We start from the raw sequence: 23,483 nt of genomic DNA on the forward strand, positions 1-23,483 counted from the left end.
TTCTATTATAGTCTGACTAAGTTTGATAGTGTATGTTGATGCTAAATAGTATCCTTGTTCACGATTCTATTTTGAGCGTAAGTACAAAGAGAATTTTTAGGAAAGGTTATTGACTGTAACGAAAAGGACATTGACAAAAAATCCAATCCCTATTATGAACTGATAGGTACAGATGATTGTAATTAAAAAAAATAGGAGGGTATTGTTTTGGAGAGCCATATTAAAGTCAAACAACAATTTCGGTTATATTACTCTATCTTTTATAATTCGTTATTGATTTTTATACCATACAACGAATCATAAAAGATAGAGCTGTATTATTTTAGTTCTAATGCATTCCCTTCGAACTGAATTCCATCCCATCCAGTGATCATGAAATTTCTAATGTTTTGGTGGCTTGTTCCTTCTGTATCTCCTAGCACTTCTTCAAAATAATAAGATCCAAAACAAGCTAATGTTTGTTCTTGCGTAAAGTTTTGTGCTTTTGCGAATGCAAATAATTTACAAGAACCTGAATTTGTTCCTGCTTCGTTATGGGTATTTCCATTTTGAAAAGTGGTTGGAATAAAATTGTATTTTTCTTCGATCACCGCAATAGTGTCTGCAAAGGCAATCGATTTGGGTTCTTGTTTTAACTTTTCTAAAAAAGGTTCTAGTTTCATATCCTGCGAGTTATTTATTTTAATTTTGAGCTGATTGTTTGGGCCGCTACAATAGCACCATCCATGTATCCTGGATTTTGAGTAGCTGTCTCGGAACCTGCAAAATGTAACTTATCATTTAAGAATGACTTTTGGTATAGGTCGTGACCATTATTTTGATGAGCCATCACCAAGTCTTCGTACGGAAAAAAAGTAAGTGCTTCGTCTCTCCATACTTTTTCATGATAGGCAGTGTAATTTTCTGCTTCTTTTCCAAAACATTGTACGAGCTGCTGGATTACTTTGGATTGTCGTTCCTCTTTGCTGAGCACATTGGTTCCTCCGTTAAGGAAGCCTTTTAACGCAAATCCTTTTGTGTCGAAGGTGCAATGATCGTACATTTCGGTGATAATACCGACATGACTAAATAGGGCGCCAGAATACTGTTTTTCTCTCCAAAATGGAGTGGTGTATGCTAGGGCAAATTTTATGGATTCGCCCATCCAAGTATGGGTATTTTGTGCTAAGTTTAGAAGCGGTTGCGGTAATTGGGGGTGGTAAACAATTGTGTTTACCGCCAAGTTAGGAGGCAATGTTACAATCACTTTTTGGGCGAAATAGCTGTTTTCGAGGGAATCTTTAGCTTCTATCTGGTCTCCATTTTCTCTGATGGTACATATTTTTGTATCTGTTTTAATGTTCTCTAAACCAATACTAGCTGCTAATTTTTCGATCAACGAAGATGTGCCCCCAACCAAGCGGTACGAAGGCTCATCAGAATCTGGAATTTCAAATTTTTGAGGAGGGACAAAAGACATGGTTTCAAACAAGGAAGTACCTTTGGTATGTTGTTTAAAATAATCTAGATCTAGTTCGGCTAAAAACTCTAATAAATTAGGGTGTTGTTTTCCAAACCAAGTAGCTCCCATTTCTATACTCGTTCCGTTGGTTTCAACAAGGGTTTGAATGCGGCCTCCAATTGTTATATTGGCTTCCAGAACGAGTACTTCGATTCCTTTTTTTTGTAATAAATAAGCAGTCACTAGTCCTGATAATCCGGCTCCGATAATAATTATTTTGGAATTATTCATGATTATTCTTCTGCTGAAAACTTCTTTTTCTTTGGCTCTTTTACGATTGTTTTTCCGGCTACTACCACTACGATTTCACCGCGTGGAGCATTTTTTTCAAAGTGAGTAAGCACTTCACGAGTAGTACCTCTTACATTTTCTTCGTGTAATTTTGACAATTCTCTAGAGACACAGATTTGGCGATCTTCTCCAAAATAAGTAATGAATTCTACTAACGTTTTTAGTAACTTATGAGGAGAAACGTATAGAATCATAGTTCTTGTTTCTTCGGCTATTTCTAAATAACGGGTCTGTCTCCCTTTTTTTTCGGGTAAGAAACCTTCAAAGACAAATTTATCATTTGGCAGTCCGCTATTAACCAACGCAGGTACAAAAGCAGTGGCACCAGGCAAACATTCTACGTCAACCCCATGTTCTACACAAGCACGTGTCAATAAAAAACCAGGGTCTGAGATGGCAGGAGTTCCAGCATCAGATATTAATGCGATAGTTTCTCCAGCTTTCAAACGAGCAATTAGGTTTTCGACTGTTTTATGCTCGTTGTGCATGTGGTGACTGTGCATGTGGGTACCAATCTCAAAATGTTTTAAGAGTTTACCGCTGGTGCGAGTATCTTCTGCAAGAATCAAATCTGCTTCTTTGAGGACTCTAATCGCTCTAAAAGTCATGTCTTCGAGGTTACCAATAGGAGTAGGGACAATATATAATTTGGACATGGTTTTACATTTGTTTTTAAATAATTATTAGCCAGAGTTTCTTACTAAGTAAGAAAACCTGGCTAATTTATTTTGTTTTTAGGAATAGTTATAGAAATTTCTTTTCGATAATATCCATAAAACGCTCTTCGTAGTCATCTTTACCTTTCCATTCATTATAGTCTGGCTTTACCATTTGATCAATAAAATCTTTGGTTTCGTAAAAATTATCAAATGTAATCAACTGACTCATTACACGATTATAATCTTCTCTACTGTTTCCAAAAAGGTGTTTCACAAAAGCAATTTGATCGTTTAAATCGATTTCAATTCCTTTTGATAATTTATCATTGAGGGATACTGCTTTTATAGTTGCTTTTTCGGTGACTATTTCTTTGGCAGCAACCACATTTTCTTCTATAGTTTTTTCAACTACTTTGATCGGTTCAAAAACAGGTATTGGTACAATGGGTTTTACGTTCTCTACTTTTACAAATTGAGGCTCGTTGTAGCTAGTGCCCAGTAAATCTTCAAATGAGATTTGTATTGCTTCTGCTTTTTTAGGAGGTGTTGCTACTGCTGCAACTATATTTTCTATTTTTTCGTCATCCTCCTCCTCTGTACTTAGGGTAAAATTGGGAGTAAAGGCTGGAGGAGCAATCAAAACTTCGTCATCCTCTTCGCTTTCTTCTTCATCTTCTTCATCGATAATTTCTTGGTCTTCTTCTTCAAAGGCTTCTACTTCATTTTCCTCTTCTTCGTTTAGATCAATTTCATCTTCCTCTACTTCGGATGTAGTTTCGTTTAGTATTTCAGAATCATGTTCTTCAAGGATTTCTTCTTCTGTTTCTTCGAAGACTTCTTCATCTTCGATTTGGTTTAGTTCAATTTCTTCTTCAATATGCTGTTCCTCGTCTAGGTTGTACCCATCGGTAATTGTATGAGTTTCTTGTGAAGGAATTGTTTCATTAATAACTGCGGTCGCTTCATCAAGTGCAGGACTTGCCGCTGTTCTTTCTTCGATTGGGGTTGAAGCTTCAGTTACGGGAGTACTAGTTTGAATATCGGTTGGTATTGGTAATGGTTCTATGATCACGTTGTCTTGTACCAAGGTGTCGAGTATAGGAGCTTCATTATCATAAAAAGCCTCTGCGTCTTTGATCATTGCGGCATGACCAATAGTCGGTTTTACGGTACCATATTGTTCTTCTACAAAACGTAAAACAGATAGTTTTTCATATAATTTTTGAGTTTCCAAAAACAGTTGGTTCACATCAGATTTGTTTTTTAGTTGTAAAATGCGGTGTGCAATGCTGATTAAGTCAGCTTCCAATCTTTTTTTCATAACGGTAGAATTATAATAAGTAGCGAATGTTGTAATATTAGTTGATCTAAAAATGTAAAGGTTTAATGGCGGTAAAGCTCATTAATTGATAAAAATTTTCTACTTTTGAGATGATACAAAAGTATAAAATCTTCTGTGCATTTATCAAGTTACAAAGTAATAAAAACTATTCATTTTTTAAGTAAGAAAAAACAAAATGTTTCTCGAAAATACAGTAAATCATAAAGAGCAGTTTGGTTGGATTGAAGTGATCTGTGGTTCCATGTTTTCTGGTAAAACAGAAGAATTGATCCGAAGGTTGAAAAGAGCCCAATTTGCCAAACAAAAAGTCGAAATATTCAAGCCTTCCGTCGATACTAGATACCATGATGAATTAGTTATTTCACATGATGCCAACGAAATTCGATCAACACCTGTGCCTGCAGCTGCCAATATTTCGATTTTGGCGCAAGGTTGTGATGTAGTTGGTATTGATGAAGCTCAATTTTTTGATGACGAAATTGTTACCGTTTGTAATAACTTGGCCAATCAAGGAATTCGCGTTATTGTAGCGGGATTAGATATGGATTTTAAAGGGAATCCTTTTGGACCCATGCCTGCTTTAATGGCAACGGCCGAATATGTTACCAAAGTACATGCTGTTTGCACCCGTACAGGAAATCTAGCACATTTTAGTTTTCGAAAAAACAACAACGAAAAATTAGTCATGTTGGGTGAAACCGAAGAATATGAGCCCTTAAGTCGAGGGGCATATTATAGAGCAATTCAAAAAAACCAAGACGACTAAGTTCTTGGTTTTCTTTTTTTTAGGATTTGAGTACCGATTATAATAGTGTAACTTTATAAAATAATTTGAGAACCAATTGACTTTAATTTGCTTTACCTTTGATCAATATTAAAATCAAAAATTATGAGATATATTTATGTAGTAGTGGTTTCGTTAATGATTATGTCTTGTAAAAAAGCAGATAAGGAAGGGGTAATGTCAGACAGCCAAATGAGTATTGACTCTATTAAGCAAGTTAGCATTGATTCTATGAAAATGGAGATGGTGAAGAAAAAAACGATTGATTCTATGAAAATAGAAATGGCAAAGCAAGAACAAGCAGTTACCAAAGAAGCAGTGGTAGTAAAGCAAACTACGCAAGCAACTACTCAGTCGGTTGCACCAGTTGCAAAAAAGAAATGGAGTGGTGCTGCCAAAGGGGCTGTTATTGGTGCTGGAGTAGGAGCGGTTACAGGAGCTGTAATTAGCAAGAAAAAAGGAACTGGTGCTATTATCGGTGGTTTAGCTGGTGCTGGTATTGGAGCAGGAACTGGAGCTATTATTGATGGCAAGAAATAAAAAAAAGTAAATTAAATTAAATTAAGAAGGCTGTTTCATGTAAGTGAAACAGCCTTCTTAATTTTTTGTAACCCCAAAAGCTTTAGATTTTCTTTCTCATTCTAGCTACAGGTATATCGAGTTGTTCTCTATATTTAGCAATTGTTCTTCGAGCAATTGGATACCCTTTTTCTTTAAGTAATTCGGCTAATTGATCGTCTGGATATGGTTTTTTCTTGTCTTCTTCTTCGATAATGTTTTGTAATATTTTTTTAATTTCGAGGGTTGATACATCTTCTCCTTGATCATTTTTCATCGCTTCAGAGAAAAATTCTTTGATTAATTTGGTTCCGTAAGGTGTTTCTACATACTTACTATTGGCTACACGTGAAATCGTTGAAATGTCCAAACCAACCAAATCGGCAATATCTTTCAAAATCATAGGCTTCATAAGGATCTCATCTCCTTCCAAGAAAAAATCTTCTTGGTAGTGCATGATCGCATTCATGGTGACAAATAGCGTTTCTTGTCGCTGTCTAATCGCATCGATGAACCATTTGGCCGAATCCAATTTTTGCTTAATAAACTGTACGGCATCTTTTTGATCATTGGATTTGTCGCGAGAGTCCTTGTATGTACGCAACATATCTTGGTAATCTTTTGAAACGTGTAACGAGGGAGCATTCCGCCCGTTAAGTGTGAGTTCCAATTCACCCTCAACTATTCGAATAGCAAAATCGGGAACTACATTTTCAGTCACTTTATTGTTCCCAGTAAATGAGCCACCCGGTTTTGGGTTCAAACGCTCAATTTCATGAACGGCTTTTTTGAGCTGCTCATTTGAAACATTGTATTTTTGAATCAGTTTTTCATAATGTTTTTTGGTAAAAGCATCAAACTGGTTTTCAATAATATCAATTGCCAAATCTACATATTCTGTAGGGGTACGATGTTTCAATTGCAACAGCAAGCATTCTTGTAAGTCACGAGCTCCTACACCAGATGGTTCAAGTTCGTGAATCACATGAAGCATTTTTTCGACCATTACTTCATCCGTGTATAGTGCTTGCGTAAAGGCCATGTCATCTACCAAGTCAGCAATACTTCTGCGTATGTATCCCATATCATCAATACTACCGACCAGAAATTCGGCAATTTGACGCTCTTCATCATCCAGTATAAATGTATTCAACTGATTTATTAAATCTTGATGGAAACTTATGTTAGCAGCAATAGGTGATTCGCGACTCTCATCGTCATCACTGTAATTGTTGGCTTGTGTTTTGTAATCTGGTGTATCATCATCACTTAGGTAATCGTCTATATTGATGTCATCCGCTTCGATTCTATCCGCATCGTCGCTGTCATCATAATCATCGAATTCGTCATTTTCGAATTCGTCGTTTTCATAATCATCTTCTTCGTTTCCAGTTTCCAAAGCTGGATTCTCATTCATTTCTTCCAACAAACGCTGTTCGAATGCTTGCGTAGGCAATTGAATTAACTTCATCAGCTGAATTTGCTGAGGAGATAATTTTTGAGATAGTTTTAAATTTAAGAATTGCTTTAGCATTTGTGTTTTTTGTTGTTTTATTTTAGTATTTCAAGTTTCAGTACATATAGCCACTTAAAACTTAAAACTTGAAACAAATTTTTAAAATTCCGCGCTCCCTGGTGTTCTAGGAAATGGAATAACATCGCGTATGTTGGTCATTCCGGTTACAAACAAGACCAATCTTTCAAACCCAAGTCCAAAACCTGAGTGAACTGCGCTACCAAATCTACGAGTGTCAAGGTACCAAGACAATTCTTGTTCATCGATATTTAACGCTTTCATTTTTTCTATCAAAACGTCAAAACGCTCTTCGCGTTGTGATCCACCTACGATTTCTCCAATTCCGGGGAAAAGGATGTCCATGGCGCGAACCGTTTCTTTGCCGGGTGCTGTGTTATCGTTCAAACGCATATAAAACGCTTTGATGTTTGCCGGATAATCAAATAAAATCACGGGACATTTAAAGTGTTTCTCTACCAAATAACGTTCGTGTTCTGATTGTAAGTCAGCTCCCCATTCGTTAATAATATAATTAAATTTCTTCTTCTTGTTGGGTGTGCAGTTTCTCAAAATGTCGATTGCCTCTGTGTAAGATACACGTTTGAAATTATTTTTCAAAACAAAATCTAATTTGTCTAGCAAAGCCATTTCGCTTCTTTCTGCTTGCGGTTTTGATTTCTCTTCGTCTAGTAAACGGGCTTCTAAGAATTTTAAATCCTCAGGACATTTCTCCAAAGCATATTTTATGACATACTGTATAAATTCCTCTGCCAAGTCCATGTTGTCATTCAAATCATTAAAGGCTACTTCTGGTTCAATCATCCAAAATTCGGCCAAGTGACGAGATGTATTAGAGTTTTCTGCTCTAAAAGTTGGTCCAAATGTATAAATCTGTCCCAAAGCCATTGCAAATGTTTCCCCTTCCAATTGTCCAGAAACCGTCAAATTGGTTTCTTTACCAAAAAAATCTTCTTTATAATTTACTTTTCCGTCCTCGGTTCTTGGCGTTTTGTCAAAAGATAAAGCAGTTACTTTAAACATTTCTCCAGCTCCTTCTGCATCAGAACCTGTTATAATTGGTGTATTCACATACACAAAACCTTTTTCCTGAAAATAGCTATGCACGGCAAATGATAATACAGAACGTACTCGCATAATCGCTCCAAAAGCATTCGTCCGTACACGTAAATGGGCATTTTCACGCAAAAACTCCATGGAATGCTTCTTGGGTTGCATCGGAAATTTTTCTGGGTCCGAATCTCCAAGTATCTCCAAATTGGCTACCTGAATTTCATATTTCTGACCCGCACCTTTACTTTCGACTAAGGCACCCGTTACAGAAACGGAAGCTCCAGTGGTAATTCTTTTTAATATTTCGTCTGGTGTATTCTCAAAATCCACCACACATTGTATATTATTGATGGTCGAACCATCATTTAAGGCAATAAATTGATTGTTTCTAAAAGTCCTTACCCATCCTTTTGCATTTACTTCTGGCAGTGTCGAGGCACTGTTAAGCAATTCTTTAACTTTTGTATGTCTCATTTTAGGGTTGTAATTAATTTAAAAAGACTCATTTTTCAACTACAAATATAAATCTTTTGAAGTTATTTTTCAGATAGAATTTTTACTCTCTGTGCTCGAGGATACTATATTATTTGGTTTTTGAAAAAATTCGTAGAGGATATGCTTCTAATCTATATCATGTAGCTGTTTTGAAGTTATAATGTTTTAATAAAATAAAGGTGTTAATCAGTGTTTGTCTAGATATTTTGAGGCCATTTTGTTTATTTGGGCTGTTGGTTTATCAATCTTTCTACTTCAATATTCGAATGATGTAACATAATATTATAACTGTATAAGTACAAATTGTAGCTTGTTGGTACCTTTATATTCAATAAATAGGAAGCTCATTAATTAAATTCTGGATGAAAAATAATGAAAAATTACAACTAGGTGCTAGTATCAAAAAAAAACGAGAATCCTTGATTTCTGTGATATGGAATGATAAATATAGGACTCAAGTTAGTGAATTTGTTTGCGATAATTTGCAGCCTGAAGTAGATGCTATTTATACAAAAAAAACAAATAGTGAACTTACAGATGATGTGAAATTGGCATTAAAATTAAATCATTGGATTCCACAGGGGAATATTAGTATAAAAGCTGATGAAGGTTGGGTTACTCTGGAAGGTGAATTGACTTGTTCATGTCAAAAGGACGCTGTTAGGAATGTTTTGAGTGCCCTATCAGGAATTATTGGAGTTACCGATAATATTAAAATTAAGTCAAAAACTAATAATGTTATGCAAGAAAAAGAAATTGAAGAAGCTATTTTTGGTAATGGTTTACCGCACAATATTGATATATCAGTAAAAGTAATTGATACTACGGCTATACTTAGCGGTACAGTAAATTCTTGGGATGAAAAAGAAAAGATTGGACGAATTGCTTGGAGTAGTTCTGGAATTTGGCTAGTAAAAAATGAATTACAGATTAGTTCATATTAAATGGATTAAAGAATGCTTTTTTGCTTAGCATTCTTCTGATTCGTGACCAAAATAAATTCTGTAACGTTTAAATAATTAATAAATTAAAATAGACAATATGAAAACTAAAATAGAATTAGATCAAAAGATCACAAGTATAACCACCAAAATTCAGAGTAATTTTCCTGAATTGGTCAAATACATCGCTGAAATGCCCGTAAAAATTTCTGAAAATGGTGAAGTAACTAATGAAAATCTAGAAGAATATTATAATTCTTTGCAAGAATTATTTGTAGATTATTCTAAAACACATAGTAGTAAGCAGTTAAGTAAAACAGAAGAAAATACCCACTATGCTGATCTTCAAAATTATCCTGCTTCAGAGGACATTTATCAACAAGGTGTAAAAGTTGGAGAATTGGATCCTAATGATATTTCGAAAAATAAATCACCCAATGAGGTACCAGGAATGCCCAACGAAATAGATTTCCGTAACGACAAATCTGGGAAAGATTTAGATATACCTGGTTCTGAATTAGACGATCAACAGGAGAATATAGGTAGTGAAGACGAGGAAAATAATTACTACAGTTTGGGAGGTGACAACCATAATGATTTGGAAGAAGATCGAGCATAGTTTGATTTCTTACTTTTACAAGTTGTAACATACAAAGCACAGCCCCAAGCTGTGTTTTTTTATTTTGCTATATACCCAAATGAGTAGGTGGTTGAAATCTAGTAATTTAGTAAGGAAATTGTGTAACTAAATCTTGGGTTTAAAGTAGAACTTTATACTATTGTTAATCAAAGAAGTATTAAAATAAAAACTAAAAATCATGGGAGATTATAAAGAATTAAGAGACGATGCAGCAGTAGACAAAATTAAAGACTTGGCTGAGGATATAAAGACCTGTTTATTTTGCACGTACAAAGAGGGTAAAATCAACTCCAGACCAATGGCTGCTCAGAAAATTGATGATGAGGGAAATCTTTGGTTTTTATCTGATAAAACAAGTGAGAAAAATGTTGAGATAATTCAGAATCCAACAGTAGAGTTATTTTTTTCAGCCCCACACGATCAGTTTTTGACCTTACATGGGACAGCGAGTATCACTTATGATCGTGAGATTATAAAAGAATTGTTTACACCAATTGTAAAAGTTTGGATGCCAGAAGGTGTTGATGATCCCAATTTGAGTGCAATAAAAGTAGTACCAAAAGATGGGTATTATTGGAATAATAAACACAATAAAATTGTGGCTGTTGCAAAAATGACAACTTCCTTTATAACAGGGAAAACGATGGATGACGGTATCGAAGGTGATTTGAAATTATAATTTAAAAGTATATAAAGTGCGGTTTCGTAACCGCACTTTTGACTTTATTTTTATTTATTCTGCCTCAGCAGCTTCAATATTAATAGCCTCTACTGCTATTTCTGTTAATTTAATATCGGCTCCTTTTTCTTCTTCAAGAGTTTCTTCTAAGAGCGTTGCCGCTTCTGAAAATCCTAACGTAGCTGCAAATTGGCGTAATGTTCCGTAAGTTGCAATTTCATAGTGCTCAATTTTTTGACTGGCTGCAATTATACCTGCATCACGTACAACTCCCAGTTCAGTTTCTTCCATTATACTTTTTCCTTCCTCAATTAGGCCAGCCATGGCATCACATTTTTTAGCTGTCGCTTTTTTACCGATAAGGTCAAATACTTTTTCAAGTCTTATTACATGTTCTTCTGTTTCAGTTAGGTGATTATTCAGAGATTCTATTAGTTTTTTATCGCTAGCGTTTTTAGCCATTTTAGGAATCGCTTTCGTTAATGCTTTTTCTGCCCAATAAATATCTTTAAGGGAATCGATAAATAGTTCTTTTAATCCAGATGCAGCATCAGATTTTGCTCTAATAGTACCTTTTTTTGCATCTGTCTTCGCAGTTGTTTTTTTTTCTTTTGTTTCTGTAGTTTTCATAATGAATGTTTTTAATTGATTAACCTATTCAAAATTAGCAGTTTGACTGCTTAAAATTATTACAGAATTCTTTAGAAAAATTATATGATCCTCATTTAAAAGTTTAAGTAGTAAGCAGAAAGGTAGAGTGTTTTTTTATAAGAATAAAAAAAAACTTCCCATCATTTTGAGATGGGAAGTTTCATGTTTTATTAACTGTATTGTTATTTAATCTTCATCCAATTCTAGGACTAAGTTTGCAATAAGCGCTGTCCAACCTGTTTGGTGAGATGCTCCTAAACCTTTACCGCTATCTCCATCAAAAAATTCATAAAAGAAATGCTCATCTCTAAAGTGTTCATCTCTAGTAAAAAGGTTGTTGGCATCATCAGAGTGATATTGGAACTTCCCTTTTTGATTGGGCTCAAAAAGTTTTATTAATCGTTTGCTCAATTCATTTGCAATTTGTTTCAAGTTCATTTTTACTCCAGAACCTGTCGGGAATTCATATACATAAGTTGGTCCGTAAAAAGTATAGTATTTACGCAACGACTGAACAATCATATAGTTCAAAGGCATCCAAATGGGACCACGCCAATTGGAATTTCCTCCAAACATATTGGATTGACTTTCTCCAGATTCATATTGAATTTGGTGGTGTCCATGGTGTTGAAAAACAAATGGATGCTCTTCGTGATATTTTGACAAAGAACGAATTCCATAATCCGAAAGAAACTCTTTTTCATCTAATAAACGTTTTAAAAGATGTTCTAATCGAAACCCTCTCATGATTGAAAACAGATAATTTCCCTCATCATTTGCATGATGTATATTGGATATTAACGATGCTAAGTCAGGGCGTGTTTTTACTATTTCTGCTGCTCTAGTACTAAATTTGTTGAGTTCTTCAAATAAATCCTTATGAATGATTTCAACAGCAAATAACGGGATAATACCTACTAATGAACGTACTCTCATTAAGTCTGTTGCTCCACTTGCCATTTCGACAACGTCATAATAAAAGTTATCTTGATCATCCCAAAGTGAAATGTCTTTTTTACCAATATGATGCATTGCCCAAGCGATGTTCAAAAAGTGTCTAAAAAACTTAATCACAGAGTCTTCATAAACTTTATTAGTTTTTGCCAGTTCAAGAGACATGCGCAACATGTTTAAGGAGAACATTGCCATCCAACTTGTAGCATCTGCTTGTTGCATTCTGGTAATACCTTCTGGCATATGGTTACGGTCAAAAACTCCAATATTATCAAGTCCTAGAAAACCACCTTCAAATAGATCGGTACCACTTTTGTCTTTTTGATTTACCCACCATGTAAAATTAAGTAGTAATTTTTGAAAAGCTCTTTCCAAAAACACGGTATCTCCAGTTCCTGTTTTGGCTTTGTCTTTATCATAAATATTCCATACAGCCCACGAATGCACTGGAGGGTTAACATCGCTAAAGTTCCATTCGTAAGCTGGAATTTGTCCATTAGGGTGCATGTATCCTTCTTGCAATACTAATAATAACTGCTCTTTTGCAAAGTAGGGGTCAATCTCGACAAATGCTGCCATATGAAAAGCTAAATCCCAAGCTGCATACCATGGGTATTCCCATTTATCAGGCATAGAGATAATATGTCGATTGTTCAAATGTTGCCAACTGAAATTTCTTGTAGGTGGTCTTTTTGAAGCATTTTCTCCTGGACCACCAAAAAACCATCTATGTACATCGTAATAATAGAATTGCTTAGTCCATAACAAGCCTGAAAAAGCCTTTTTCGCAAGTTCTTGTCGGTGTTTCGGAATGTCTTTTTTGATAATGCCATCATAAAATTCCTCACATTCTTTAATTCTTTCAGTGAATATGGTATCAAAATTACTCCAAGGATCTTCGATTGTTTTTTTACTTAAACGAACTTTTATACTTTTTTCTTCTCCAGGTTTAAGGATCATTTTATGCCAAACAGCCAATTTAGATCCATTTTTCTCAGGATTTACAGTAGGCAGTCCGTCAACAACGTGATCATTGATTCCGTCTTTTACATAATCAACTCCATTGGGGGAGTTGTAAATTCGTTTGTTGTTAGTTTCATTTTCACAAAATAACTGCTCTCCCTCTTCATGATAAAAGTAATAATTTCCGTTTCTACTACTTCTAGAATGGACGGAATCCTCTGTTAAGGACTTCATGTTTGGACGGGTGAACTTATCATTATGTTTCCAGAAATTTCTAAACCAAAGATGGGGAAGTACGTGAATTTTTGCTGCCTTTTTACCACGGTTGATTACAGTCACTTTCATCAAAATATCATCTACATCAGCTTTTGCATATTCTATAAAGCAATCAAAATAAGCACTATTTTTAAAGCTATCTGTGTCTAGTAACTCAAATTCAGACTCCTCTCTACTACGACGATTTTTTTCAATTATTTCGTTATAAGGGAATTCTTTTTGTGGGTATTTGTATAAATATTTGCTGTACGAATGTGTGGGTGTAGAAACTTGATGAAAATATAGTTCCTTGACATCCTCTCCGTGATTTCCTTGATTATTGGTTAGTCCAAACAATCTTTCTTTTAAAATAGGATCATTCCCATTCCAAAAAGCAGGTGCCAGACATAAAATTTCGCGTGAATCACAATATCCACCAATTCCTTCTTCTCCCCATCGATAAGCATTGCTACGTGCTTTATCATGATTGATAAATTCCCATGCATTTTCATCTTCGCTATAATCTTCGCGAACGGTTCCCCATTGTCTTTCGGCTAAATAAGGACCCCATTTTTTCCAAGTTCTATAGGTGTCATTAATAGCTAATCTTTCTACTTCAGAAGTCGTATCGGTCATATTCTGTAATTCTTAATAATTAAATCTTTTTTGTGAAACATCTAGTTATACTAGATAGCTTTCGTCTAAAGTAATGTTTTTTTAACAACAAACCTTCAGTATAATCAGTATTCGTAAATTGTTGAATTAGCTTTTTTTTCTTTTTATTAACCAAAATAAAAGCCTTTTATATTCCTGTATTTATGTTTTAAATTGTTGTTAAAGTAATTAAATTTTTCTCTTTTATGGTTTTGTAAAACAATAAAAGTTTTTTTTATCAAATAATTGATAGGTTGCTTTGCAGTAAATTATCAGATTAGATGGTTATATCAATTGTTGGTTCTTTAAATTCTTGTTTGTTTGCTAATGATTTATTTAGGGTTAAAACTAAACATGGAAGTAACATTAAATTGGATAACATTCCAAAAAGTAAAGTCATTGCGATTAATCCACCAAGAGCAACTGTTCCTCCAAAATCTGAAAGCATGAAAACTGAAAACCCAGCAAATAGTACTACAGAAGTATAAAACATGCTTAGTCCTGCTTCTTTCAAAGTTGCAAATACAGATTTTTTTATTTTCCAATGGTTATGGACGAGTTCTTGACGGTACTGTGCCAAAAAGTGAATTGTATCATCTACTGAAAGTCCAAAGGCAATACTGAAAACCAAAATGGTTGAAGGTTTTAATGGAATACCAAAATACCCCATTAAACCTGCCGTAATCATTAATGGTAATAAATTTGGAATGACAGAAACTACGACCATTTTAAAGGATCTGAACATGAAAATCATAAGCATACAAATTAAAAATACTGCAAAAAGTAATGAAGTAATTAAATTGTCCAATAAGTATTTTGTCCCTTTTTCAAAGACTAATGCTTTTCCAGTCATGACAACATTGTAGCGGTCTTTTGGGAAAATTTTATTTATTTTGGCTAACAGTTCATCTTCTATTTTAGACATGTTTCCAGTTCCGATATCCTTCATAAACGTAGTGATACGTGCTGTTTGACCATCGCTATCTACATAGCTTTTCATAATGTTTTCTTTAGTATTTTTTGTCGCATTTTTGGCATAACTCAATATAAAACTTTGCTCTTGCGAACTTGGTAACTCATAATAATTTGGGTTACCGTTGTAATAGGCTTGTTTTGAATATTTGACCAAATTCACAATGGAAATCGGTTTAGATAATTCAGGTATCGAATCGATGGTTTTTTGTAATTCGTCCATTTTTCGTAAGGTCGACGATTTCATAACTCCTTTTTTTCTCTTGGTGTCAATCGTAATTTCTAACGGCATAACTCCATTAAATTCTTTTTCAAAAAATTGAATATCTCTGAAGAAATCAGTGTTTTGAGGCATGTCTTCTATCAAACTACCAGAGGTTTGAATTTGTAATGCGCCGTATGTGCTTATGGCAAATAAGGCAATCGCGACTGCGTATACATAACGACGATTGTATTTTACCATTTTTTCGATCCAGTCCATGAAACTCTTGGTGTAATTAAGACTCAAATGTTTTAAATGTTTGGGTTTAGGAACTGGTTGGTAGCTGTAATAAATAGGAATTGTGATCAAACACAAAAAGAATAGGGCCATAATGCTCAATGACGAAATAATACCAAACTCTTTTAATAATTGACTGTTGGTAATTACAAAAGTAGCAAAACCTGCCGCTGTGGTCAAATTGGTCATCAAAGTAGCAGTACCCACTTTGGTAATGACTCTTTGTAATGCTTTGGCTTTGTTGCCGTGAAGCATATATTCTTGTTGGTATTTATTGGTCAAGAAGATGCAATTGGGAATACCAATAACAATTACTAAGGTTGGCACCAAAGCCGTTAGAACAGTTATGTGATAATTGAATACTCCTAAAAGTCCAAAGGTCCACATAACACCAACACCAACAATTAAAATGGCAATTAAAGTAGCTCTAAACGATCGGAAAAAGAAAAAGAAAATCAGAGAGGTAATCAATAGTGAAGCACCAATAAATAAGCTTATCTCGTTAAGGATGCTGATAGCATTAAGTGTTCGGATGTAGGGCATTCCAGAAACACGTAAGTCAATACCCGTTTCTTGTTCGAATGCTTTAATTTTTGGGATAAAATCATTGACGATATAATCCTTACGGTGTGCTGTATTTACAATTTTTTTGTCCATGTAAATAGCAGAGCGCAAACTTCCGTTTTGTTTGTTATAAAGGAGGCCTTCATAAAAGGGCATATTTTCAAATAAATCCTTTTTAACGGAGTTCAAATAGGTTTGTGAAGTAGTTTTACTTTGATCAACAAAAGGAACCATCTCAAAGGTTTTGAGTGAATCATTTTTCCTAAGTTGTTTTAAATCGTTGATAGAAACAACCAAGTCAATTTCTTTTTGTGCTTTGATTTCGGTCATTAATTTATTCCATGCTGCAAAAACCTTTGGAGTAAAAAAAGCATTATCTTGAACCCCAACTACGATCAAGTTTCCTTCTTCACCAAATTTATCTAGGAAAGCATTGTACTCGGTATTAATATTGTTATTGTCTGGAAGCAAATTAGCTTCGGTAAATGAAAACTGAATGTTTTTCCACTGTAAAGCCAGTAAAACGGTTATCAAAAAGATAAGACCAAGAATGGCAAGTCTGTTTTTAAGTACGATTCGAGCGATAAATTCCCAGAAACCTACTTTAAATATTTTTTTCATAGATGATTTAAAATGAGGGCAAAGGTAGTGAAAACGCTAATAATAGAGTCGGTTATTAGTGAATTTTAAATCATTTTTATGGTTTTGTATTGTCTTAAAAGTTAATTTTGGGCTATTAAAAGAGGCTAGTGTAATTAGCTTCCGTATAATTATTTTTACAAAAAAAAGTTATTTGCAGGTTGTACTTACTGTTTGTAATGATCTAAGATATATTGTAGGTTCTAGACTGCTAGAAAAAAAACGGAGAGTACTATAAGGAAAGGTTTTAGTAAAAAAGCCTTTGTTTTTTAATTTTAAAATAAAAAAATGAGTTGGATTTTATTAATTATTGGAGGTTTTTTTGAAGTTGCATTTGCTTCCTGCTTGGGTAAAGCCAAAGAAACCTCAGGACTCGAATCGACCTATTGGATTATTGGGTTTTTACTGTCTTTGAGCGTTAGTATGATTTTATTGTACAAAGCTACGCAAGTATTGCCTATTGGTACTGCCTATGCTGTTTGGACTGGAATTGGAGCTGTCGGAACAGTACTTGTTGGGGTTTTGGTTTTTAAGGAGCCAGCAACCTTTTGGCGTATGTTCTTTATCTCTACTTTGATTATTTCGATTATAGGGCTAAAATTTGTTTCGAGTCATTAAAGACCGATATTCAATACAAAACTAAGTTTAACCGCAATATTATCTTCAAACTTAGGTAATTGGTTGGGGCCATATCGATAAAAAGCAGTTAGTCCCAAACCATTTAGAATTTGATTCAGTTCTATACCCGATTCAAAATAGCCTTTATTTAATGTTTTGTATTCTATACCGACATGCTGTTCTGGTTTTTGTAGATTTCCCCACGCCATTCTAGACACCAAGACCAAAGATGGTTTTATTTTCGAAAATAATTTAAGCCTATTTAAGCTATGTTTGAATTGAAAATAAGCAAATTCACTAGAGAAAAACTCATTGAAATACATGGTTTCAAAACTGTTTTTACCTGCAAATGTAATACGTTGAACAATAGTTTCTTTTGTAATATTATTTGGTGAAGTATTATACAAATGGGTGAGTGGCACATCTCCAAGTGCATATCCTCCTTGGAATAGCAGATTGGTTTTTTGACCATTCAAATATTTTTTTTCATATTCTGTTTTAAAATCAATTTTTGTAAACTGAAAATCGGTTAATACAGCTTTAGGTAGACTTTGAGTTATTTGAAAGGTGAATTTTGGATAACGCTTTTCAATTTCTATTCTTCCATTTGGGGTTTGCATGTAATCGCTAAAGGGATTCCACTGCAACGAAACCTTGGCAGTGGTCATTTGGTAATTTGTATACAGATGGTTGTGCAAGTTATAGGCATAATTAAATTTGGGTAATATTTCCGAATGAGAAAGTTCCCAAATACTTTCGGTTTTAGGGATTATGGCGGTTTCAATATAGGTTCTCCAACTTACATAATTATAAAAGGTACTGATGTTAATAGGTCTAGGGTCGTAAAGTTTAAAAGGTACTTTGTCAATCGCAAATGTGGTACTAGCGATCTCGCGTACATCATCAGTATAATCTGCGCCAATCCATGAATTTGAGAATTTACCCACGCGTACCGAAGCTCCAAAATGATATTTAAAAGCGCCATCCTTGGTGCCATAAGCTGCATAGGCATCAATCTTAAAGATTTTTGACATGCGTTCGTTGGTTACGCCTCCAAATCCCAAACGAAACCCCTCATAATTGTTGTAGCGCACAAGTTTTCGTAAATCCATATCAAAAAAAGGTAGCGGTAAATACCCATTAATAATTTTTCGACCAAAACGGATTTTACTCTCTAATCGTTTTTTTTGGAAAAATGTATCGAGGACAAAATAGGTTTTTTTCTCACGTAGGTCTAGAGAGTCTTTCCGATATTTGTTCCAAAAATCGACTGGTTTGTTTAATGCATTGTCTTTTATTTCGATACTTACAAATGACTTTTTTACAGTTACGGGTTTGTTATATCGAAAATCAAAATTATTAGTCTGAGAACTTAAGTATACATAGTCAGAGGGTTGTTTTTCTCTTGTAGACAAATTATCGTCAAAATCTCCATCAAATTGAATTGTTCCGCCCAAAATTTTGATATCATCATCATTTTTTCCTTTTACAATTTTAAATTTTTTGGAAATTGGGAACCACATTTTTTGCTCTGGAACATATTCAAATTCATGTGTTCCGCTGATATCAAGTACGCCTTTGATACGCATTACCGCTTTTGCAACAGCATAACTTTTTTGGTCTATATAAAGAATACCTTCTAGACCAGCGGTTTTGCTTATTTTTTTATTCTTAAAGTGAATCATATACGTCATCCGGCCACCTATGTTTACGGTATCCAAAAGTTTGTAACTGTATTCTTTGGGGGCATTTCTGGAGATGGGACTTTTGTATTTAGTCTCAAATAATTCATATTTTTCATCATAAACAGAGAACGATTGCAAATTGAAACCAATAATTTCGTAGAGGGGCTGTTTTAAGCCTGCCATTTTTGTACCTAGTATGGTTTCCTTTAGAGAATTATCTTTAAATTGAAAATGGGAAACCTTTTCAGTTATAAATAAATGATGTTTAGTTATAGCTTCTTTGAATTTGAATTTTGTAGAATCAATTTTCTTAAAAACTAAACCGCGTCTTCTTTGAATAAAAACAGAATCTAACGTACCAATAATGGAATCTGGATGCGCACTAACCAATAGTTTGTTGTAAGATTTGAATTCAAAACTAGTAAGATTGTTCTTTGGGTTGTTTGCCTTTTTGAGAGCAATTGCTTGCTTTATAATAGCTGTTGCAGGATTATTATTGAAAATTGTTGCTTTTTGTAGCGCCGTCGTATTGGGAGTGAGGTAGATTGGGTAAAAATTCAGGCCTATCGAAAGATCATTTTTTGTGTTACTATAACCAAGGTATGTTGTTTCGAAAATAGGGTAGTCTGTTGTGGTCTTAAATGCAAACTTTCCATCTACATCCGTAATCGTCTTATGATTTTTATCGAAAGTAAGGGTGGCAAACGGAAGCGCTTTATTTGTTTCTATATCTTTTACAATACCATTGACTTGGAACTGCGCCTGAAGGGTAAGGGAGGTTAGTAAAAGAAATAAAAATATATACTTCATAATATCAATTTCATATCAAACGTGTGGATGATTAATTTGGTATGGCAAAAATAAGAATAAAAAAGTCCGTTTACAGCGTAAACGGACTTTAAGTTAGTAGAGGTACTACTATTATACCTTCATGATTTCGGCTTCTTTAACGACCAATAGTTCATCAATTTTTCTGATGTAGTTGTTCGTTAAAATCTGAACTTCTTCTTCTGCGCTTTTACACATATCCTCTGAAGTACCGTCTTTTTCTAATTTTTTAATGTCTGTGTTAGCATCTTTTCTAGAATTTCTAATTCCGATTTTAGCATCTTCTGCTTCAGATTTTGCTTGTTTTGCCAAATCACGTCTTCTGTCTTCTGTCAAAGGCGGAACACTAATGATAATCAAATCGCCATTGTTCATTGGGTTGAATCCAAGATTGGCAATCATAATCGCTTTTTCAATCGGGTGCAACATGTTTTTTTCAAAGGGTTGCAAAGTAATCGTTCTAGCGTCTGGAGTACTTATTTTTGCTACTTGAGTTAGTGGGGTTGAAGATCCATAATAATCAACAAAGACACTACCAATCATGGCTGGTGAAGCTTTTCCTGCACGAATATTTGTAAATTCTTTTTCTAAGTGTGCAATCGAGCCTTCCATTGATTCTTTAGCACTATCTAATATAAAATCTATTTCTTCAGTCATTTTTTTGATTTTTATTTTTTTAGAATCAGTTTTATTTCAAGGTTCTATTTGAATAGAAAATTAAAACCGAATGCTGCAAACTAGACGTTTACAACTGTTCCTATATTATCTCCATTACAAATTTTTTCAAGATTACCAATTTTGTTCATGTCAAAAATAACAATTGGCAATTTGTTTTCTTGGCTTAATGTAAAGGCTGTTGTGTCCATTACGTTCAATCCTTTTTTTAGTACGTCTTCAAACGAAATCGTATCAAATTTAATTGCAGCAGCATTTTTTTCAGGGTCACAATCATACACACCATCTACGCGAGTTCCTTTTAGGATTACGTCAGCATTAATTTCAACACCTCTTAGTACAGCAGCTGTATCAGTTGTAAAATAAGGGTTTCCTGTACCAGCACCAAAAATTACAATTCTACCTTTTTCAAGATGGCGTACTGCTCTTCGTTTGATATAAGGTTCAGCAATAGCTTCGATTTTTAGGGCAGTTTGTAATCTTGTCAACATTCCTTTGTCTTCAAGAGCACCTTGCAATGCCATACCATTAATGATAGTAGCAAGCATTCCCATATAATCTCCTTGCACGCGATCCATACCGGCACTAGCACCTGCAACTCCTCTAAAGATATTTCCACCTCCAATTACAATGGCTATTTCAATCCCTTTATTGTGGATTTTTTTGATTTCTTCAGCATATTCAGCCAATCTTACAGGATCAATTCCATATTGTTTATCTCCCATTAAAGCTTCGCCACTTAATTTCAGTAGAATTCTTTTGTATTTCATGAGTTTGTTGAGTTGTTTGGTGCAAATATAGTCATATTCTTTTTTCTTGAAATAGAGATGTATAAAATTTACAAATTTAGTTCGCTCTTTTCTGTCAATTAGTGTGCCTGAAAAATTGATTTTCTTGTTTTTGCAAATGTACAAAGCATACTATTGTTATAGAATAAGAATCAAAAGCTTCTATTGGTGCTGACATTTATCATATTTTACTTTTTGAAGAAGTAGTACCTTTAGATAAATAATAAAAGCCAAATGACATGATCAAAAAACACAACTTAGCAGTAGCCTTCCCAGAGTTCGAAGAAAAAATTCACACATTAAAAGTAGAAGACAATCATTTTAAAATTTTATTCGATAAATATGATCAATTGGATCATGAAGTGTATCGAGTAGAAACAGATAGTGAGCCTGCATCTGATGATACTTTGAATGATTTAAGAGTGCAACGCGTTCGATTAAAAGACGAAATCTATGAGTACCTCAATAAAAATTAATTCATATAAGATCGATCCCCAAAAGTCATCATTTTGGGGATTTTTTTTTATGTGTGAAAGGACTTTGGCTTTTTAGGGCAATAGGTTGGTGTTTTAATAGCTAAAATTTAGAAATGAATTATTTTCGAATAGTATAATCTTGTACTCAATTGATTTAATTGAAAGAGCGGTACCCACCAAAAGATGAATACCGCTCATATCAACAAATAATCTATTTTGATTGCGTTAGCATAAATTAGCTCACTCTAATTAATTTTTTGTTTATAAATTCATGAATTCCTTGTTCAGATAATTCACGTCCGTAACCAGATCGTTTTGTTCCTCCAAAAGGCAAGTCAGGTTGCGATGCTGTTGGACGATTAATAAAAATCATTCCAGAATCAATTTGATCTGCAATTTTAATAGCACGCTCAATATCTTTGGTATAGATTGAACCTCCCAATCCAAAAGGAGAGTCATTTGCTAAGTCAATAGCTTCTTGCTCGTCTTTAACTTTGTAAAATGAAGCTACTGGTCCAAAAAGTTCTTCATAAAAAGTAGGTTCACCTCTTTTTAAATTGGTCAATAAGGTAGGTTGCATATAGGCACCTTCTTCAGAGGCTCTTTTTCCACCAATGGCTACTTTGGCTCCTGCTTTTTCAAATCGTTCTACTTGATCTAATAAATTTTGCAAGGCTTCTTCACTACTCAATGGTCCCACTTGCGTATTGGTGTCCATAGGATCTCCAACCTTTAACGAAGCTATTTTTGCAGTAAATTTTTCTAAAAACGCATCAGCAATTGCTTCTACGGCAATAAATCTTTTTGAGGCTACGCAACTTTGACCATTATTGTTCATTCGGCCTAAGATCGCCATTTCTACCGTTTTGTCAATATCTGCATCTTCCAAAATAATGAAGGAATCGCTACCACCAAGTTCCAAAACAGATCGTTTAAGGTTTTTTCCAGCTGCTTCGGCCATACTTGCTCCAGCGCCTTCGCTACCGGTTAACGAAATTCCTTTGATTCGGACGTCTTCAACCAATCCGGTACTTCTTTTACCAGAAATCAATAAATTAGTGTACAAACCATCAGGAGCGCCGGCTTCTTTAAATAAATTTTCAATTGCAATGGCACATTGTGGCACAATCGAAGCATGTTTTAATAGTATGGTGTTTCCTGCCATAATATTGGGAGCAGCAAAACGTACTACTTGGTAAAATGGAAAATTCCATGGCATCACCCCAAACAATACTCCAATTGGGCTGCTTCTTACAAAAGCTTTTCCAGAGTCAGGGCTAAGTTTTTTGTCTGCCAAAAATGTTTCGGCATGATCCGCATAATAGTCTAAAATGTTTGCACTCAAATCAATTTCACCTTCTGACTGAGCAAAGACTTTCCCCATTTCGAGCGTGATTAATTTGGCTAGTTCTGTTTTTTTAGCTCGCATAAGGTCCGCAACTTTATGAATTAAGGTTGCTCTTTCTTTATAGCTCGTTTTTTTCCAGTTGCTAAATGTTGTATTTGCATTATCGATGGCTTGATCTACTTGTTTTTCAGTCATCTCATCAAAAGATTTGACAACTTTATTTGTGGCTGGATTTGTTGTTTGAATTGGCATAATATATACTGTATTTTAATTAATAAAAAATTTTAAACAGTTTCATCTCCATTTGAATATATGGGTGACAAAAGGATAAAAACGATTGTTTAACTGTGTTTTATAAAAGTACAACTATCTTGAATGCACAACTTTGAATATATAGTTAAATGATGGGGGAGTAGGGTATTAATTAAAGTATAAAA

The 23,483-nt window shown here is 34.3% G+C and carries 20 protein-coding genes; 7 read left to right on the forward strand and 13 right to left on the reverse strand.

Annotation, left to right across the window (positions count from 1 at the left end; translation table 11 throughout):
* Positions 1 to 317: 317 nt before the first annotated feature.
* From M2326_RS07120 to M2326_RS07135, 4 genes are all read right to left on the reverse strand, one after another.
* The gene (locus M2326_RS07120; protein ID WP_264618867.1) at positions 318 to 662 is read right to left on the reverse strand and encodes a HopJ type III effector protein; all 345 of its coding nucleotides are present in this window, start codon (positions 660 to 662) and stop codon (positions 318 to 320) included.
* A 14-nt stretch (positions 663 to 676) separates the two neighbouring features.
* Positions 677 to 1,732 carry a flavin monoamine oxidase family protein gene (locus M2326_RS07125; protein WP_264618868.1) on the reverse strand — a complete coding sequence of 352 codons (1,056 nt, stop codon included), beginning with the start codon at positions 1,730 to 1,732 and terminating at the stop codon, positions 677 to 679.
* A 2-nt stretch (positions 1,733 to 1,734) separates the two neighbouring features.
* Positions 1,735 to 2,448 carry a 16S rRNA (cytidine(1402)-2'-O)-methyltransferase gene (gene rsmI, locus M2326_RS07130; RefSeq protein ID WP_264618869.1) on the reverse strand — a complete coding sequence of 238 codons (714 nt, stop codon included), beginning with the start codon at positions 2,446 to 2,448 and terminating at the stop codon, positions 1,735 to 1,737.
* An 88-nt stretch (positions 2,449 to 2,536) separates the two neighbouring features.
* On the reverse strand, positions 2,537 to 3,772 hold the full coding sequence (locus tag M2326_RS07135) for a hypothetical protein (protein ID WP_264618870.1): 1,236 nt from the start codon (positions 3,770 to 3,772) through the stop codon (positions 2,537 to 2,539).
* Between the two features lie 196 nt (positions 3,773 to 3,968).
* Between M2326_RS07135 and M2326_RS07140 the strand changes: the two genes are divergently transcribed.
* Together M2326_RS07140 and M2326_RS07145 are read left to right on the forward strand one after the other, a co-directional pair.
* Complete coding sequence (locus M2326_RS07140) at positions 3,969 to 4,559, forward strand: thymidine kinase (RefSeq protein WP_264618871.1); 591 nt, start codon at positions 3,969 to 3,971, stop codon at positions 4,557 to 4,559.
* Positions 4,560 to 4,682: 123 nt separating this feature from the next.
* On the forward strand, positions 4,683 to 5,117 hold the full coding sequence (locus tag M2326_RS07145; RefSeq protein ID WP_264618872.1) for a glycine zipper 2TM domain-containing protein: 435 nt from the start codon (positions 4,683 to 4,685) through the stop codon (positions 5,115 to 5,117).
* An 82-nt stretch (positions 5,118 to 5,199) separates the two neighbouring features.
* Here the strand turns inward: M2326_RS07145 and rpoN are convergent, their stop codons facing one another.
* Positions 5,200 to 6,669, reverse strand: coding sequence for an RNA polymerase factor sigma-54 (gene rpoN, locus M2326_RS07150; RefSeq protein ID WP_264618873.1), 1,470 nt, complete (start codon positions 6,667 to 6,669; stop codon positions 5,200 to 5,202).
* Positions 6,670 to 6,750: 81 nt separating this feature from the next.
* Positions 6,751 to 8,196 (reverse strand): asparagine--tRNA ligase, encoded by a 1,446-nt coding sequence (asnS, locus tag M2326_RS07155; protein WP_264618874.1) that lies wholly within the window; start codon positions 8,194 to 8,196, stop codon positions 6,751 to 6,753.
* 383 nt (positions 8,197 to 8,579) lie between these two features.
* On the opposite strand from asnS, the gene M2326_RS07160 reads away from it, so the two are divergent.
* The 3 genes from M2326_RS07160 to M2326_RS07170 all read left to right on the forward strand — a co-directional run bounded on the left by M2326_RS07160 (position 8,580) and on the right by M2326_RS07170 (position 10,477).
* Positions 8,580 to 9,161 (forward strand): BON domain-containing protein, encoded by a 582-nt coding sequence (locus M2326_RS07160; RefSeq protein WP_264618875.1) that lies wholly within the window; start codon positions 8,580 to 8,582, stop codon positions 9,159 to 9,161.
* A 97-nt stretch (positions 9,162 to 9,258) separates the two neighbouring features.
* Positions 9,259 to 9,777 carry a hypothetical protein gene (locus M2326_RS07165; RefSeq protein ID WP_264618876.1) on the forward strand — a complete coding sequence of 173 codons (519 nt, stop codon included), beginning with the start codon at positions 9,259 to 9,261 and terminating at the stop codon, positions 9,775 to 9,777.
* A gap of 199 nt (positions 9,778 to 9,976) precedes the next feature.
* Positions 9,977 to 10,477, forward strand: coding sequence for a pyridoxamine 5'-phosphate oxidase family protein (locus M2326_RS07170; RefSeq protein WP_264618877.1), 501 nt, complete (start codon positions 9,977 to 9,979; stop codon positions 10,475 to 10,477).
* Positions 10,478 to 10,531: 54 nt separating this feature from the next.
* Here the strand turns inward: M2326_RS07170 and M2326_RS07175 are convergent, their stop codons facing one another.
* The 3 genes from M2326_RS07175 to M2326_RS07185 form a co-directional block, all read right to left on the reverse strand.
* The gene (locus tag M2326_RS07175; protein WP_264618878.1) at positions 10,532 to 11,107 is read right to left on the reverse strand and encodes a YciE/YciF ferroxidase family protein; all 576 of its coding nucleotides are present in this window, start codon (positions 11,105 to 11,107) and stop codon (positions 10,532 to 10,534) included.
* A gap of 207 nt (positions 11,108 to 11,314) precedes the next feature.
* Positions 11,315 to 13,936 carry an MGH1-like glycoside hydrolase domain-containing protein gene (locus tag M2326_RS07180; RefSeq protein WP_264618879.1) on the reverse strand — a complete coding sequence of 874 codons (2,622 nt, stop codon included), beginning with the start codon at positions 13,934 to 13,936 and terminating at the stop codon, positions 11,315 to 11,317.
* A gap of 295 nt (positions 13,937 to 14,231) precedes the next feature.
* The gene (locus tag M2326_RS07185) at positions 14,232 to 16,610 is read right to left on the reverse strand and encodes an efflux RND transporter permease subunit (RefSeq protein ID WP_264618880.1); all 2,379 of its coding nucleotides are present in this window, start codon (positions 16,608 to 16,610) and stop codon (positions 14,232 to 14,234) included.
* A 306-nt stretch (positions 16,611 to 16,916) separates the two neighbouring features.
* On the opposite strand from M2326_RS07185, the gene M2326_RS07190 reads away from it, so the two are divergent.
* Positions 16,917 to 17,246: a DMT family transporter gene (locus M2326_RS07190; protein ID WP_264618881.1), complete on the forward strand. Its 330-nt coding sequence runs from the start codon at positions 16,917 to 16,919 to the stop codon at positions 17,244 to 17,246.
* Here the strand turns inward: M2326_RS07190 and M2326_RS07195 are convergent.
* The 3 genes from M2326_RS07195 to pyrH form a co-directional block, all read right to left on the reverse strand.
* Entirely contained in the window at positions 17,243 to 19,741 is a 2,499-nt protein-coding gene (locus M2326_RS07195) for a DUF5686 and carboxypeptidase regulatory-like domain-containing protein (RefSeq protein WP_264618882.1), read from the reverse strand. The genes M2326_RS07190 and M2326_RS07195 overlap by 4 nt on opposite strands.
* Before the next feature lie 111 nt (positions 19,742 to 19,852).
* On the reverse strand, positions 19,853 to 20,416 hold the full coding sequence (gene frr, locus M2326_RS07200) for a ribosome recycling factor (protein WP_264618883.1): 564 nt from the start codon (positions 20,414 to 20,416) through the stop codon (positions 19,853 to 19,855).
* A gap of 80 nt (positions 20,417 to 20,496) precedes the next feature.
* Entirely contained in the window at positions 20,497 to 21,204 is a 708-nt protein-coding gene (gene pyrH, locus M2326_RS07205) for a UMP kinase (RefSeq protein WP_264618884.1), read from the reverse strand.
* Positions 21,205 to 21,461: 257 nt separating this feature from the next.
* Here pyrH and M2326_RS07210 point away from each other — a divergent pair, with 257 nt between their 5' ends.
* Complete coding sequence (locus M2326_RS07210; RefSeq protein ID WP_264618885.1) at positions 21,462 to 21,698, forward strand: YdcH family protein; 237 nt, start codon at positions 21,462 to 21,464, stop codon at positions 21,696 to 21,698.
* A 235-nt stretch (positions 21,699 to 21,933) separates the two neighbouring features.
* Here the strand turns inward: M2326_RS07210 and M2326_RS07215 are convergent, their stop codons facing one another.
* A complete protein-coding gene (locus M2326_RS07215) occupies positions 21,934 to 23,298 on the reverse strand; it encodes an NAD-dependent succinate-semialdehyde dehydrogenase (RefSeq protein WP_264618886.1) in 1,365 nt (454 codons plus the stop codon).
* Positions 23,299 to 23,483: the final 185 nt, after the last annotated feature.

It is taken from the genome of Flavobacterium psychraerolatum, assembly GCF_025960985.1.
Classification (GTDB): Bacteria; Bacteroidota; Bacteroidia; order Flavobacteriales; family Flavobacteriaceae; genus Flavobacterium.

What these genes read in the sequence shown, in the direction of transcription:
- M2326_RS07120 (WP_264618867.1), bottom strand. Translation starts at nt 662, where the DNA reads ATGAAACTAGAACCTTTTTTAGAAAAGTTAAAACAAGAACCCAAATCG.
- M2326_RS07125 (WP_264618868.1), bottom strand. Translation starts at nt 1,732, where the DNA reads ATGAATAATTCCAAAATAATTATTATCGGAGCCGGATTATCAGGACTA.
- rsmI (WP_264618869.1), bottom strand. Translation starts at nt 2,448, where the DNA reads ATGTCCAAATTATATATTGTCCCTACTCCTATTGGTAACCTCGAAGAC.
- M2326_RS07135 (WP_264618870.1), bottom strand. Translation starts at nt 3,772, where the DNA reads ATGAAAAAAAGATTGGAAGCTGACTTAATCAGCATTGCACACCGCATT.
- M2326_RS07140 (WP_264618871.1), top strand. Translation starts at nt 3,969, where the DNA reads ATGTTTCTCGAAAATACAGTAAATCATAAAGAGCAGTTTGGTTGGATT.
- M2326_RS07145 (WP_264618872.1), top strand. Translation starts at nt 4,683, where the DNA reads ATGAGATATATTTATGTAGTAGTGGTTTCGTTAATGATTATGTCTTGT.
- rpoN (WP_264618873.1), bottom strand. Translation starts at nt 6,669, where the DNA reads ATGCTAAAGCAATTCTTAAATTTAAAACTATCTCAAAAATTATCTCCT.
- asnS (WP_264618874.1), bottom strand. Translation starts at nt 8,196, where the DNA reads ATGAGACATACAAAAGTTAAAGAATTGCTTAACAGTGCCTCGACACTG.
- M2326_RS07160 (WP_264618875.1), top strand. Translation starts at nt 8,580, where the DNA reads ATGAAAAATAATGAAAAATTACAACTAGGTGCTAGTATCAAAAAAAAA.
- M2326_RS07165 (WP_264618876.1), top strand. Translation starts at nt 9,259, where the DNA reads ATGAAAACTAAAATAGAATTAGATCAAAAGATCACAAGTATAACCACC.
- M2326_RS07170 (WP_264618877.1), top strand. Translation starts at nt 9,977, where the DNA reads ATGGGAGATTATAAAGAATTAAGAGACGATGCAGCAGTAGACAAAATT.
- M2326_RS07175 (WP_264618878.1), bottom strand. Translation starts at nt 11,107, where the DNA reads ATGAAAACTACAGAAACAAAAGAAAAAAAAACAACTGCGAAGACAGAT.
- M2326_RS07180 (WP_264618879.1), bottom strand. Translation starts at nt 13,936, where the DNA reads ATGACCGATACGACTTCTGAAGTAGAAAGATTAGCTATTAATGACACC.
- M2326_RS07185 (WP_264618880.1), bottom strand. Translation starts at nt 16,610, where the DNA reads ATGAAAAAAATATTTAAAGTAGGTTTCTGGGAATTTATCGCTCGAATC.
- M2326_RS07190 (WP_264618881.1), top strand. Translation starts at nt 16,917, where the DNA reads ATGAGTTGGATTTTATTAATTATTGGAGGTTTTTTTGAAGTTGCATTT.
- M2326_RS07195 (WP_264618882.1), bottom strand. Translation starts at nt 19,741, where the DNA reads ATGAAGTATATATTTTTATTTCTTTTACTAACCTCCCTTACCCTTCAG.
- frr (WP_264618883.1), bottom strand. Translation starts at nt 20,416, where the DNA reads ATGACTGAAGAAATAGATTTTATATTAGATAGTGCTAAAGAATCAATG.
- pyrH (WP_264618884.1), bottom strand. Translation starts at nt 21,204, where the DNA reads ATGAAATACAAAAGAATTCTACTGAAATTAAGTGGCGAAGCTTTAATG.
- M2326_RS07210 (WP_264618885.1), top strand. Translation starts at nt 21,462, where the DNA reads ATGATCAAAAAACACAACTTAGCAGTAGCCTTCCCAGAGTTCGAAGAA.
- M2326_RS07215 (WP_264618886.1), bottom strand. Translation starts at nt 23,298, where the DNA reads ATGCCAATTCAAACAACAAATCCAGCCACAAATAAAGTTGTCAAATCT.